The 14,885-nt window shown below is 59.1% G+C and carries 7 protein-coding genes; all 7 read left to right on the top strand.

Annotated elements, in window-relative coordinates; translation table 11 throughout:
• Positions 1–13 precede the first annotated feature (13 nt).
• Positions 14–1,999: an excinuclease ABC subunit UvrB gene (gene uvrB / locus NTX71_02580; GenBank protein ID MCX6338790.1), complete on the top strand. Its 1,986-nt coding sequence runs from the start codon at positions 14–16 to the stop codon at positions 1,997–1,999.
• A 140-nt stretch (positions 2,000–2,139) separates the two neighbouring features.
• A complete protein-coding gene (uvrC, locus tag NTX71_02575) occupies positions 2,140–3,966 on the top strand; it encodes an excinuclease ABC subunit UvrC (protein ID MCX6338789.1) in 1,827 nt (608 codons plus the stop codon).
• A 126-nt stretch (positions 3,967–4,092) separates the two neighbouring features.
• Positions 4,093–5,148, top strand: a complete 1,056-nt coding sequence (locus tag NTX71_02570) for a response regulator (GenBank protein ID MCX6338788.1) — start codon at positions 4,093–4,095, stop codon at positions 5,146–5,148.
• A gap of 46 nt (positions 5,149–5,194) precedes the next feature.
• Positions 5,195–5,407, top strand: coding sequence for a DUF6485 family protein (locus tag NTX71_02565; GenBank protein ID MCX6338787.1), 213 nt, complete (start codon positions 5,195–5,197; stop codon positions 5,405–5,407).
• 114 nt (positions 5,408–5,521) lie between these two features.
• Entirely contained in the window at positions 5,522–7,705 is a 2,184-nt protein-coding gene (locus NTX71_02560) for a DUF2298 domain-containing protein (GenBank protein MCX6338786.1), read from the top strand.
• A gap of 95 nt (positions 7,706–7,800) precedes the next feature.
• Positions 7,801–13,662 (top strand): DUF2298 domain-containing protein, encoded by a 5,862-nt coding sequence (locus NTX71_02555; GenBank protein ID MCX6338785.1) that lies wholly within the window; start codon positions 7,801–7,803, stop codon positions 13,660–13,662.
• A 616-nt stretch (positions 13,663–14,278) separates the two neighbouring features.
• A partial coding sequence (locus NTX71_02550) for an NHL repeat-containing protein (GenBank protein MCX6338784.1) occupies positions 14,279–14,885 on the top strand: 607 nt, incomplete at its 3' end.

Raw genomic sequence — 14,885 nt, 5'->3', positions numbered from 1 at the left:
GAGGCATCGGTCAATGGCTGGTTTCAAGCTTGTTTCTGAACTTAGCCCGTGCGGGGATCAGCCGCAGGCAATCGCATCGCTCGCCGAAGGCGTCCTGAACAACCTGCGCCACCAGACGCTCCTCGGCGTGACCGGATCGGGCAAAACATTCACCATGGCGAACGTCATCGCCCGGATAGGATTCCCCACGCTGGTGCTCGCGCCGAACAAGACGCTCGCGGCCCAGCTCTTCTCTGAGTTCAAGTTGCTCTTTCCGGGAAACGCCGTCGGCTTCTTCGTGAGCTACTACGACTACTACCAGCCGGAAGCCTACATCCCTCAAACGGACACCTACATCGAGAAGGACGCTGCGATCAACGACCGTATCGACAAATTGCGGCATGAGGCCACGACGATGCTCTCCGAGCGGAAGGACGTGGTTATCGTGGCGAGCGTCTCGGCGATATACGGCCTGGGGGCGCCGGAGGACTACCGCGGGATGAACGTGAAGATCGGGCGCGGCATGAGGCTCGACCGCGATGATCTCTTGCGCGCCCTCGTGAAGATCCAGTACGCGCGCGGCGACTTTGATTTCCACCGCGGGACGTTCCGGGTGCGCGGCGACGTGGTTGAGATTTTCCCCGCGCACCAGGAGGAGCACGCCGTACGGGTTGGGTTTTTGGATGATGTGGTCGAGGGGGTATCGGAGATCGACCCCCTGCGGGGCGTGGTGGTGAAACCGCTCGACGAGGTCGCCATGTACCCCACGAGCCACTATGTGACCCCTGAGACCCGGCTGAAAAAGGCACTCGTGACCATTCGCGAAGAGCTCGAGGAGCGGCATCGGGAACTCGCCCGGCAGGGGAAGCTCATCGAGGCGCAGCGGCTGCGACAGCGCGCGGAGTACGATCTGGAGCTGCTCCAGGAGTTCGGATTCTGCGCGGGCATTGAAAACTACTCGCGGCACCTCGACGGGCGTCAGCCGGGCCAGCCCCCGGCAACGCTGCTGAGCTATTTCCCGGACGACTATTTGATCTTCATAGACGAGAGCCACGTGACGGTCCCCCAGCTCAATGGCATGTACCGCGGGGACCGCTCGCGCAAGGAGACACTTGTGGAATACGGATTCCGGTTGCCCTCGGCCCTGGATAACCGGCCGCTCTCGTTCGGCGAGTTTGAAACGGTCGCCGCACAGGTGATCTGTGTTTCGGCGACTCCCGGGGTGTATGAGCGTGAGAAGAGCGGCGGCAGGGTCGTGGAGCAGGTGGTGCGGCCCACGGGCCTGGTCGAGCCCGAGATCATCATCAGGCCGGCAACGCATCAGGTGGACGACCTGATCGGGGAAATCCGCAAAACGGTCGCGCGCGGGGAGCGGGCGCTCGTGACGACACTGACGAAGAGGACCGCGGAGGATCTGGCGGAATACCTCGGTGAGATCGGCATCAGGGTGCGCTACCTGCACGCTGATATTGAAACAATTGAGCGGGTGCGGATTCTCCGCGACCTGCGGCGCGGCGAGTTTGACGTGCTCGTGGGCATCAACCTCCTGCGCGAGGGGCTCGACCTGCCCGAGGTGTCACTCGTCGCCGTGCTCGATGCCGACAAGGAGGGATTCCTGCGGTCGGAGACCTCTCTGATCCAGACATGCGGCAGGGCGGCGCGGCACATCAACGGTCGCGCGGTCCTCTATGCCGAAACCCGCACCCGCTCGATCGAGGCGGCGGTGAGCGAATCATCGCGGCGCCGTGAGGTGCAGGTAAAATACAATGCGGCGCACGGCATCACGCCCCAGACGGTGCGCAAGGCGGTGAACGACGTCATCGGCCAGGTCTGCGAGGCGGATTACGTCACCGTGCCCGTTGAGGAGATCGGCGCGCGCGATCTCGCCGAGATACAGCGGAAGATACAGGCGGTGAGGACGCAGATGCTGGCCGCCGCCGCGCGGTATGACTACGAGGCCGCCGCTGAGCTGAGGGACCGGATGTTTGAGCTGGAGCAGCTTGAGCTGGAGCTCAGGTAGTTAGTTTTTTCACAGATACACACGGATGAACTTTGATAAACACAGATGAGTGCAGAAGTGGGTGTAAAACAGGATGCACACAATATACTATGTCTGTGTGAATCTGCGCCCATCTGTGTGTATCTGTGGTGTAAGTCAATATGATTTCTCGCGATAAATTAAAGCGCTTGCCAAGAAAACCAGGCGTCTATCTCATGAAGAGCGCCTCGGGGGATGTGCTCTACGTGGGCAAGGCGATTGATCTACGCCGCCGCGTGTCCGCGCACGTGCGCAATCGCGGGGGCTCGCAGCCGCTCGTCCCCGCCGCCATTCCGCACGCGGATGAGATCGACTATATCGTTACCGACACGGAGAAGGAGGCGCTCCTCCTTGAGAACAATCTCATCAAGGAACACCGGCCGCGCTACAACGTGAGGCTCAAGGACGATGCCGCATATGCCCATATACGCCTTTCCGTCAACGAGGAATACCCCGCCCTGACAATCACCAGGAAGCTGCGGAAAGACGGCGCCCGATATTTCGGACCGTACTCCTCGGCTGACGCGGCGCGTAAAACGCTCCGGTTCCTCCAGAAGGTGTTCCCGCTCAGGAGCTGCAGCGGCGCGGAGCTCTCGCGCAGGACGCGCCCCTGCGTTAAGTATGAGATCAGGAGGTGCTCCGGCCCATGCTGCGGGATGATCAGCGGGGACGGCTATCAGGGGCTCGTTGATCGCGTCACCCTTTTCCTCTCAGGCAGAACAGGAAGCCTCCTCTCGCTGCTCGAGAAGGAGATGAGCGCGGAGGCGGCGAGGATGAACTATGAGCGGGCCGGAGCGATCAGGGATACGCTCGGGGCGATCAGAAAAACCGTCGAGCGGCAGAAGAGCGTTTCTCACGATGGCGCTGATCGGGATGCGATCGGCGTGTACCGGGAAGGGACCCGTGGAGAAGCCGCGATCCTCTGCGTGCGCGGGGGGAGGCTCATCGGGAAGAGGACGATTGCACTGGAGGGAATCCCGGGGGATGACGTGGCCGTCACCCGCGGAATCCTGATCAACCATTACCTGGGATGCGCGTACATACCTCCTGAAATCCTCGTGCCGGCTCTGCCGGCGGACCGCGTCGCGCTCGAGTCGCTCCTCGCGGGTGAACGGGGAGGAGGAGCGGTGCGCATCCTCGCCCCGTGCCGGGGCGCCACAAGGGCGCTCGTCACCCTGGCGTCCACGAATGCGGAGGCGTCATTTGTCTCGCGGGGGGCGAGGGAGCTCGAGTGGGAACAGCTGCTCGATGAGATGCGGAGAAGATTCAGCCTCGCTGCTCCTCCCAGGAGGATTGAGTGCGTCGATGTCTCGAATATCGGTGGTTCATGGGCGGTCGGAGCCGTGGTGGTGTTCAGCGACGGCGCCCCGTGTAAGGAGGATTACAGGCATTTTCATATCAAGGTGGAGGGCGGCGCCGATGATTGCCGGATGATCTACGAGGTGCTCGCGCGCAGGATCCGCCGGGCGACGCACTCGGGAGCGCTCCCCCATCTGGTCGTGGTAGATGGGGGGAAGGGGCAGCTCCATGCGGCGGTGAGAGCGCTCAGTGATCTCGGAACGAAAGGGATAAGGGTGATAGCCCTCGCCAAGGAGCGGGAAACCGGCGGGCGGAAGAGGCCGGAGCGGGTGTTTCTTGAAGGGAGGAAAAACGCTGTTCCCATGACCCCCGGCTCGAGTGTCACGCTCTTCCTCCAGAGGGTCCGGGACGAGGCGCATCGGTTCGCGATAGGCGGCCATCGGGGCGTGAGAATGAGACGGCTCCTGGCTTCGGAACTTGAGGGGATCGAGGGGATTGGCGATAAAAGGAGCGCGCTCCTCCTGAGCAGGTTTGGCGATATCAAGGGTGTTGCGCGCGCTCCTGTTGAGGAACTCCGGCGGGCTCTCGGCAATAGCGCCGTCGCGCGGAGGGTGCGCGCTTACTTTCTTGGCAGGAGTGGAAAACGGTGATTCCATGACCATCACCGGCAGCGGCTCAGTCAGTGAATTGGCAGGCTGCACATTGCGGATCGGAGCTGGATGGTATATACTATGTTCACTGAGTCAAGGGATTGACTGTATCAAGGACGGCTACCCATGAGAGATGACGACGATATACTGGTGGTCGATGATGAACCCAGCGTGCGGGATATCGTCGCACGGGGTCTCGGGCTGCACGGGTACACCTGTGCGTCGGCGGCGAATTCCCAGGAGGCGATTTCTCTGATGGAAGTACACCCGCCTGCGGTGATCATCAGCGACATCAATATGCCTGGGCAGAGCGGCTTCTGGCTCCTCCAGCAGATCAAGAACCGCTGGCCGGACACCTCGGTTATCATGCTCACCGCGATTGACGAGACTCAGAGCGCGATCAACTGCCTCACCCAGGGCGCCGATGATTATGTCGTCAAGCCGATCAACCTCAAGGAGCTCGCCTTTTCGGTGTCAAAGGCGCTGGAAAAGCGCCGGCTGATTCTCGAGAATAAAGAGTACCAGCGCAATCTCGAGGTCCTCGTTGAGGAGCGGACGAACGATCTGAGAAAGACGCTCCAGCAGTTGAAGCACTCGTACGATATGACCCTCCAGGCGCTGGTGGCATCGCTCGATGCGCGGGAGCACCGAACGGGCAATCACTCGCAGCGGGTGAGCATGTACGCCATCCTTCTCGCGAAGGGTGTGGGAATCAAGAGCAAGGATCTGGGCGCAATCTCAAAGGGGGCGATGCTGCACGACATCGGCAAGATCGGCATCCCCGATAAAATTCTCCTAAAACCGGGTAAGCTCACGGCGGCAGAGTGGAGCCTCATGCGCATGCACCCGGAGATTGGCTATAATATACTGAAGGGCATTGACTTTCTGGAGCCATCCCTCGGTATCGTGCTCAACCACCACGAGCGGTTTGACGGCAAGGGATACCCGGCCGGGCTCAGGGGGAGGGACATTCCCCTGGGGGCGAGGCTTTTCTCCGTCGTGGACACATTCGATACCATGACCACCATCCGCCCCTATCGCAAGGCGGTTTCTCTCGAGCGGGCATTCCATGAGGTCACGCGCTGCGCGGGAACTCAATTTGATCCAGATATCGTAGAGTACTTCAGACGCATTCCAGAAAATCAGTGGCAGCATATTCGCTTGTTCACCCTCGGTCAGTAGTTGGACATTTTCTCCTTGTCGCGCTCGCCGAAGAAAGGAGCTCTCGATGGCGGAGTGCACATATGAACGCACGATGGCGTGGTGCCGCTGCACCTATAGCCCTTGCAGCAAGAAGGGGAAATGCTGCGAGTGTCTGAGGAGTCACCTGCGGGCGGGGGAGTTCCCTGCGTGTGTGTTTCCGGATGACGTGGAAAAGACCTTCGACCGCAGCATCGAGCGGTTTATCAAGACCTACCAGCAGCGCGGAACCTGGTGGTAGTACAGGCGTTGCGTTCTTCGAGCGCATTGTCGGTGGGAAAATCCATCGTCGCCTCAGCGGTGAGCGCCCACGGGGTGACTTTCAGAGGGGAATGGGGATCACCGGTTACTGAATATGAGCATCCTGCGATGGCTGGTCGTAATCGAGCTCCTGGGGGCGGCGAGCTGGCCGCTCTGTTTCTTTCTCTTCCGGAACCTGCCGGATGGGGGACTGGGGGTGGCACGGCTGCTCGGCCTGCTCGTCATATCGTATGCGGGATGGGTTGCCGCCTCCCTGAGCCTCTACCCATTCGATGGGGCGTCGCTCGCCGCATTCCTGATTCTCTTCCTGATATCCGCCTCGATTTTCTACACGTTGAACGTCAAGGAGATGCTGTCCTTCCTGCGCGAGCGGAAGCGGATTCTTCTTTTCGAGCAGGTGTTGTTCCTCGCGCTCTACTTTCTCGCCGTGTTCATACAATCGTACAAGCCCGACATCACGCTCGCCGAGAAAGAGCCGGATATGATGTACCTCCAGGCGGTGCTCCGGGGCCGTTCAATGCCGCCGCAGGATCTCTGGTTCGCGGGGAAACCTGTGAATTACTACTACTTTGGCTATGTTGTTTTTGCCGGTGTGATCAAACTCGCCGCGGTGAAACCCGAGGTCGGCTTCAACCTCGCGGTCGCGAGCATCGTGCCCCTCGCCTGTTGCGGGGCGTTCAGCCTCGCCTATAACCTCACCCGGCGCAGGGGACCTGCGCTCCTCGCGCCGCTCTTCCTCCTCGGCGTGGGCAACTTTGACGCAATCCTGCGTGCGCTTCGGTCGGGTGGGCTCACGGGCAGGGATTGGTGGTATGAGATGTTTGCCCACGGATCGCGCGAGGTCATCCCGGGTACGATCCATGAATTTCCCTGTTTCAGCTTCCTCCTCGGAGATCTCCATCCCCACTTCATGTTTATGCCGTTCGGCTTCCTTATGCTCTCGATGCTCCTTGTCCTCTTCACGCGGCAGGGGGATATCTTCCCTAAATTTTCGCTGCCGGGATGGCGTCTCTACAGTATCGTGTTTTCCCTCATCCTCGGCTCTGTCTTCATGTTCAACACGTGGGACTATCCCACGTACGTGCTGCTCCTGTTTCTCGCCGGTGTCGTCATTGCCTCGCGGCACAGGGCCCTGGCGAAGAGCTGGCGCTTTTTCGGCTGGATCCTCCTGCTCGTCATTCTCAGCGTGGTCCTCTTCCTCCCGTTCCGGCTCCAGTTCCAGCCTGAGGCAAAGCCGCACGCAAGCCTTGTGGAGGCGGCGAAGCGCTCGCCGCTCGGCGCTTTTTTCACGGTGAACGGCCTCGCCTGTTTTGTCGCGTTCAGCTACCTGATCGCGGAGCTTCTGCGCTGCTCACGGGCGCGGATACTCCAGGTGAACGGCTGGCCGCTCGCCTTCCTCGGCATGGGGGTATTGGTTGCGGGGGGTTTGATTGCGGGATGCGCGGTGGTGGGGATAATGAGCGCGGTGTGCCTCCTGGCCGTCATGGTTGTTTTTTCGCGCGGTGATTTCCCCCCTGAGAAGCTGTTTGTGGCGCTCCTGCTCTTGTTTTGCGCGGCGCTCTTTCTCGGCTGTGAGCTGTTCTACCTGAAAGATTTTTATGGCGAAAGACTCCAGAGGCAAAATACGGTTTTTAAGTACTATTTCCAGGCGTGGATACTATCCTCCCTCATCGTTGCGGCGGGGAGCAGCTTCGTGGCCGAGCGACTGCGAGGCGGTTTCAGGGTGGCCTGGCAGGCGGCGCTCGCGGCGCTCGTCGCGGGATCCCTCATCTATCCGGTGTGGGGCACCTACCACCGGTGCCAGAGATTCCGCGGGGGCACACAATCTCCCGTCCCCTACCTGCCAACGCTGGACGGGACGGCGTACATCAGACAGCGGTACCCCGGGGAGTATAACGCCCTGCGGTGGGTGAGCGAGCACGTTCCCGCGCGCGAGGTTATCCTGGAGGCGACGGGGGACCCCTACAGTTTTCACGGCCGCGTGTCCACTTTCACGGGGCACCCGACCCTCCTTGGGTGGGGCAACCAGGAGTCCCTCTGGAGAGACTGGAGCTGGAAGCTCATCATGGAGCGCACCCAGGACATCAAGCGGATGTACGACGAGGCGCGCAAGGAGACTGTCAAACCGCTCCTCCAGAAGTACGGGGTCCAGTATGTGTATGTCGGCACACTGGAGGCGAAGAAGTACAGCGCCGCGGGCCTCAGGGCGTTTGCCGGAACATTCCCTCTGGTCTATGCGCGCGATGACGTGAGGATTTACAGGGTGGGCGAGAAGTAGGTCGGGCAGGGATGCGCGTGATAATAGGAATGGCGTGTATGTCAAGGTAAGCTCCCGACCTAGAAAATTGAAATTCAAGACTTGACCCCTTTACTATGAAAGAAGACGAACTCTATCTCTCGGTGGTGATTCCCGCCTTCAATGAGGAGCCAAGGCTCGGGGCGACGCTTGAGAGGGTATATGAGTACCTGTCCGCGCGAGGGCAGCCCTTTGAAGTCATTGCGGTGGATGATGGTTCCACTGACGGCACCGTCCGCGTCGCCGAGGCGTATGCCGCGAGGAAGCCGAACGTGAGGGTTGTCCTCAACGGTACGAATCGGGGCAAGGGGTTCTCAGTGCGGCATGGCATCGAGGTGGCGCGCGGAGCGTACATCCTCTTTTCCGACGCGGATCTCTCGACACCCATCGAAGATGCGGAAAAGCTCTTTCCGAAGCTGCTCCACGAGGGATTTGACATCGCCATCGGATCGCGGAGCGCTCGAGGGGCGGACGTGCGCGTCCACCAGCCGTGGTACCGCGAGCTGATGGGAAAAATATATAACAAGATCGTGAGGGTCTTCACGCTCCGCGGCTTCAAGGACACCCAGTGCGGATTCAAGCTGTTCCGCGCTGACGCGGCGAGGCGCGTGTTCGCGCAACAGCGGATTGAGCGTTTCAGTTTCGATGTGGAGGCGCTCTTTATCGCGCGGAAATACGGATACCGCATCGCGGAGGTCCCGGTGACCTGGTATGATTCCCCGCGGAGTCGGGTGAGTATCGCGAGCGATCCGTTGCGGATGTTTCTCGACGTGCTCAGGATACGTTACTGCGATTGGAAGGGTTGCTATAGGGGAGTCTCCCCTGGGTTTTTATGTCAACGGTCTCCTGAAAAAATGAACAGCAACAGACGATACCTCGTGTTCTTCCTCGCGGCCTTGCTCCTCGGGGGCGGCCTCCGCTTTTACCGCCTCGATTGGGGGAGGCCGGAGGTGTTCCATCCCGATGAGGCGCGTGTCTCGTACGCGGTCGGCGATATCGACAGGCAGCTCCACGCCCTGAGGGGTAAGATTGACCGGGGCGAGCATGTCACGGTCAGGGAACGCATCGAGGCGTATAACCCGCACTTCTTTGCGTACGGCTCGCTGCCGCTCTACCTCATCAGGTCGTCGCACAATTTTTTGACGTGCATCCTCCCTCGCGCCCTTCCCGTGGCAGGTGATCTCTTTGTCGTGGGCCGGGCCTGGTCCGCATTTTTTGACACGCTGACGATTTTCCTCACGTTTCTCATCGGGAGCCGGCTCTTCTCGAGGCGTTCCGGCTGCCTGGCCTCTCTCTTTTTCGCCTTCACGGTATTCCATATCCAGCTCGCTCACTTCCTGACGGTTGATGTGATGCTCACCAGCCTGATCATGCTGGCAATCTACTCAAACGCGCGCGTCATGCAGGAGGGGAGGTTGCGGCACTATTGCCTCGCCGGCCTTTTCTCGGGATTGGCACTCGCCACAAAGTTCACCGCGCTGCCGATTCTCCTCCCCCTTGGGTTTGCCCACGTCGCCTATTGCTGGAGGCAGGGAAGGATGCGTTCGCTCAGTCAATGGGGAAAGCTTTTCGCCGGACTTATCGTGTGCGCCGCGTCTTTTACCGTGTGCGCGCCATTCTTCTTCATCGATCACAAGGAATTCATGAGGCAGCTGAGAGAGCAAAAGGATATGGTCCAGGGGAGATGGGCGCCACCATGGACCTTACAGTATGCGCACACCGTGAAGGGATTATACCAGATCAAAAACCTCGTCGGGTACTGCATGGGGGCGCCCCTGGGGATTACCGTCCTCGCGGGCACAGGTTACCTCATGTGCCGCTGGCTCAGGAAACCAGACCGGAGTGCGCTGCTCCTCATGATGTGGCTCGTGCCGGTGGGAGGCGTCACGCTGAGTTTTCAGGTCAAATTCCTCCGCTACCTTGCCCCCCTCATCCCGTTCTTCTGCATGCTCGGGGCGCAGGGAGTCTGCCTGGTTTATGAGAGGGTGCGCGAGCGCGGCTGGGGGATCGCCCTGCGCGGTGCCCTCGGACTCGTGCTCGCCTTTTCCGTTTTCTACTCGCTCGCCTATACGGGCATCTACGGGCGCGAGAGCTCGCGTATCACCGCGTCGCGCTGGATCTATAAAAATATCCCGAAGGGCTCGCACATCCTCGGTGAGACATGGGAATTCGGCGGCCTCCCCTGCCACACCGATGAGGGGAATACCGGCACGCATCGCTACACCGTCAAGCAGCTGGACATTTACAAAACCGACGACAGGAACAAGGCGAGGGACCTCGCTCGCGAACTGGCGGAGGGCTACCTCATTGCGATCCCGACAAAACGGATGTACGGCTCCGTCCTCAGGGTCCCGGATCGCTACCCCATCACATCGAATTACTACCGGTTGCTCTTTGCTGAGCGGCTTGGCTACAGGCTGGTGAAGAGCGTGGCCGCACACCCGCGGCTCTGGGGGATCAGTTTTGACGATGACTACTCCGACGAAAGCTTCACGGTGTACGATCACCCCAAGGTGCTTCTCTTCCGCAAGGTGGCGAATTATCCTGCCGAATACATCGAGCGACTCCTCAAGGCAGAGCCCAAGATCGATTACTGGCCGGTGCTCGCGGATGCACTCGGGGCGGACGAGTCCAACCGCCCTGAGAGACGGACAGGCGCCATAGAACCCTCTCTCGAGGGGTACACCCCCTCGCGCTACAGCGGACTGCGAGCGCTCATCGTATGGCTCGCCATGGTGGAGATCATGGGGCTCCTCGCCCTGCCGCTGACAGCTTCGTTCTTCGGCAACCTTGCCGACCGGGGATACCCATTCGCCAAGGTCATGGCGATCGCGCTCGCCGGCTACATCGTCTGGATCACGGCGAGCCTTGGCGCCGCAGCGTTTTCCCGCCGGCTCATCCTCCTCTCCCTGGCCGTGGTGCTCCTCCTCTCATGGCAGCGCGCCGAGGGCGAATGCGGGTGGCGCGCCTTTTTCAGGCTGAGGAGGAAGCAGATCATCGTTTCCGAACTGGTATTTTTCGGGGCGTTCTGCCTGTTCCTGCTTTTCCGGCTCTACAATCCCGATATCTATTGGAGCGAGAGCTCCATGGACTCCTCGTTCATAAATTCAATTCTGCGGAGCCGTTCCTTCCCCCCAATTGATCCGTGGGCGTCGGGAATCTGCCTCAACTACTACTACTACGGCCATTACCTCGTCGCCATGCTCACGAAGCTGGCGGGGATCCCCTCGCATATAAGCTACAATCTCTGTTTCTGTCTCATTCCCGCGCTGGTGATTTCGTGCGTCTTCTCCATCGTGTACACTGTCACGGGCAGGATCAGGTACGGTGTGTGCGGAGGGGTTTTCGCGGGGCTCATGGGGAACCTCGATGGTTTCTTCCTCCTGATCGACACGCAGCCATGGAGGGAAGCCTTGTACCGCTTCTGCCGCATCGCCATGCCCACCCACCATGAGCCCGTGTTCCGTTTTTTCCGCTGCGCCCACGAGGTGATTGCATACACGGTGCACGAGTTCCCGCTCTGGAGCTTTATCTTTGTTGATCTGCACGCCCACATCATCGCCATGCCGTTCGGCATCTTTCTTCTTGCACTCGGCCTCAATATTCTCTTGGAGAGCCGCCATGGCATCGGCCTACCAGGCCGCGGAATGGAAGCACTCGCTAATTTCTTTATCTCTGCGGTCGTGATCGGCATGATGATACCGATGAACACGTGGGACTTTCCCACGTATCTGCTCATGCTTGCGCTGGTGCTCCTGGCAAGGGAGGTGATTGTCCAGCGGACGCCGCCCTCACGCATCCCCATAGCATCATATACGATATGGTGGAACAGCGGTTTCTTCGGTCGCATCATCCGATTCATTCTCTCGATAATCCGCGGCGAGGGGATGGTGGGAAGTCCGCTCAGGGCGCTGGTGAAGACGGCCGGCCCGACGCTGCTCCTTGCCCTGACCGCGCTGGTCGCCTATTCGCCATTTTTCCAGTTCTTCGGCAGGCAGGGGATGGGGATCGGCCTCGTGGGGAATTTGACCACCAGTCCCTTGGCCCTCCTCCGCTTTTTTGGCTTCTTTATCTTCATCATTACCGGCCTCTTCGCGCGCGAGCTTCTCCGCTACATTGACAGGAGGCGCCGGCTCTGGGCGAGGGCGCTTTTCGTCTTCGGGATGTTGCTCGCTGCGGCGGCACCATGGATTGTCTTCAGGGTGCTGGGAACGCGTGATTATGCGACGCTCTCCATCGCGCTCGCGTTTCTCTTCACGGGGCTTATTGTCCTCAAAAGGAACCGTTTTAACAGGTCGGCAGTCTACGTCCTCACCCTCGTCCTCTATGGATATTCCATCATAGCCCTCTGCGAGATATTCCACATAAAGGACTTCCTCCAAGGGGGCGAGTGGAAGAGGATGAACACGATATTCAAGTTCTACATGCCGGTCTGGTTTTTCTTTTCCATCGCCGGCAGCTATTGCCTGTCCCGAATATTCGATGCCCCAGCGCATCAGGGCGGGGGGGTAAAGAGATTTCTGCGATTACTGGTGAGAGCCGTCTGGCGCGCGCTCCTCTTCGCGCTCCTCGCGGCCTCGCTGGTGTTCACCGTCATGGGGCCGAGGGCCAGAACAATCGGCGACGATAACTATGGGCGAAGATCATTAGAGCCGCCCCGCGGTCCGCTCAAAACGATATTCCCGAGGATGCTGAGCCGCCCCACGCTCAACGGGTATGCGTACATGAGGGCGAGCGTACCCGATGAGTACGATGCGATCTCCTGGCTCAATGAGGCGGTTCCCGGACAGCCTGTGATCGCCGAGGCGACGGGTGCCGATTATCTATATGAATACGCCAGGGTCAGCGCGAATACCGGTTTGCCCACGGTGGTGGGCTGGGGGAGTCATGTCTCCCAGAGGGGGTATCGCTACGAAGAGATGCGCAGGAACGACGTGATAAAGCTTTATACGTCAATAGATCCGGCCGAACTGAGCGCGCTTATTGCTAAATATAATATCGACTACGTCTATGTGGGCAACACCGAGAGAATTAAATATCGACCTGACCAGCTGGAAAAGTTTAACCAGCTCACCGATATTTTCCGCCCCGTCTTCAGGAATAAGGGCGCGGCGATTTATCAGACCGCGTACTTCGGCGGGGTGGGCAGGGGCGGGCAGGGAGAGAAGGGTGCGGGTGCGGCTCCAGCGATACCAGCCCCCGCGCCTCCGCGCGTGCAGATGCTCGAGGGGGGGCAGGGTGATGCGCCGGGGCAGTACACCGAGCCTCGCGGGATCGCCCTCGATGGCCAGGGGAATGCCTACGTCGCCGATTTTCGCAACTACCGGATACAAAAGTTCGACGCAAAGGGTCTCTTTGTCAAGGCGTGGGGGGAGGAGGGTGACTACCCGGGCCAATTCAAGGACCCTTGCGGCGTGACCGTCGGCGGGGACGGGAAAGTCTATGTCGCGGACACCTGGGTTGCGGATTCGGGGAATGGGATGGTGAAGGTTTTTGCAGGGGACGGGAAGCCGATCAAAACTATAGGGAAGAAGGGGAGCGGGAGGGGAGAGTTTATATCCCCGGTAGGAATTGCCATTGATCGGAAGGGGAAGGTATATGTGGCAGATGCCGGGAATAAGCGAGTTCAGATACTCGACCGAGAGGGGAATTACCTGAGCGAGTTCAAGGTTGACGGCTGGGAGCAGGGAGTGTTTAATGAGCCGTACCTTGACGTTGACAGCACGGGTGACATTTACCTGACGGATCCGCCCGGCCACAGGTTGCTTAAGTATTCAAGAGACGGGAAGCTGCTCGGGGTACTGAAGCCTTCTGAATCCGGCAAACCTCTTCTCCAGTTCCCCATGGGGATCGCGTTGGAAAAGGATGGCCCAGGGGTCTATATCGTGGATTGCCGGAACCACTTAATCCGCAAATTTTCAAAGCGGGATTTTAAATAGCGCTCAGCCGGGTGGGCGGGTTCAAGGTACAGATATTACATTCGACCCTCGGGTAACGTCTTTTTGAGACCCAATCATATTTGATAAAATTTATCCTATGAAAGCGACAGAATGTTATAAAAAGTATCTCTCTGCATGGCGGGAAGAAATAGAGCATCAACATAGAGAATGCGAGAGAAATCTGCGCCGCGCCAGAGGCTTTCCTTCATGACTTTTATACGGCCATGGAGCGCATATTTTGCCGTGTAGCTGAAGAAATGGAAGGCGGATTGCCTAATAAAAGAAGTTGGCATATCAGTCTTCTTGTTTAAATGAGCAGATCCTTGGAAGGGGTAAGGCCGGCGGTTATTACACCAGAGTTGCGAGACAGCCTGCAACAATATTTGGAATTCAGACATCTGTTCAGGAATGTTTATGGTTTCAGGCTTAAGGAAGCGGGGATTTTGACTGAGTCATGACTGCAGCTAAAAAATCAGTGCCTCACTGACCCGTTACCCCTGGAGAAAAAGGGGCGGGCAGGTTATATCGTTGATCGCCGCAACCACAGGATCCGGAAATTCTCAAAGGGAGATTTCAAGCAATCGGCGCGCGGTTGCGCAGATGAAAGGGGGGTCGTATGAGGTTGATATTTATATTTTTGATCGTGCTCTTGCTCGTGGCGCCCGCATGTTCGAAAAAGGCTTTTTTAAAGGCGGAGGCGCCCGGCAAACTGATCCGCATCGAGGCTGAAAAGGGTCAGAAGATAAGGATAACCGGCGGGGGCATCGGTGAGAGGCCGGGTGAATACAGAGAGCCGCGGGGGATCGCCCTTGATGGTCAGGGGAATGTCTTTGTGGCCGATTTTCGCAACTATCGGATACAGAAGTTTGATCCGGAGGGGTTCTTTCTACTCGCGTGGGGAGGGAAGGGGAATGCCCTGGGGCAGTTCAATGACCCCTGCGGCGTGGCCATTGACAGGGATGGGTTGGTGTATGTCGCGGACACTTTCAATCACCGGGTGCAGATATTTGATCAGAATGGAAAATTCATAAATCATTTCGAGGGCGGTTTCTTCGCCCCGCACGGGGTCGCGGTGGACGGGGAGGGGAGAGTCTGGGTTGCGGATTCGGGGAATGGGATGGTGAAGGTTTTTGCAGGGGACGGGAAGCCGATCAAAACTATAGGGAAGAAGGGGAGCGGGAGGGGAGAGTTTATATCCCCGGTAGGAATTGCCATTGATCGGA

The sequence above is a fragment of the Candidatus Auribacterota bacterium genome (assembly GCA_026392035.1).
In the GTDB taxonomy this organism is placed as follows: domain Bacteria; phylum Auribacterota; class Tritonobacteria; order UBA1439; family UBA1439; genus JAPLCX01.
This window is presented reverse-complemented; position numbering and strand designations above follow the sequence as displayed.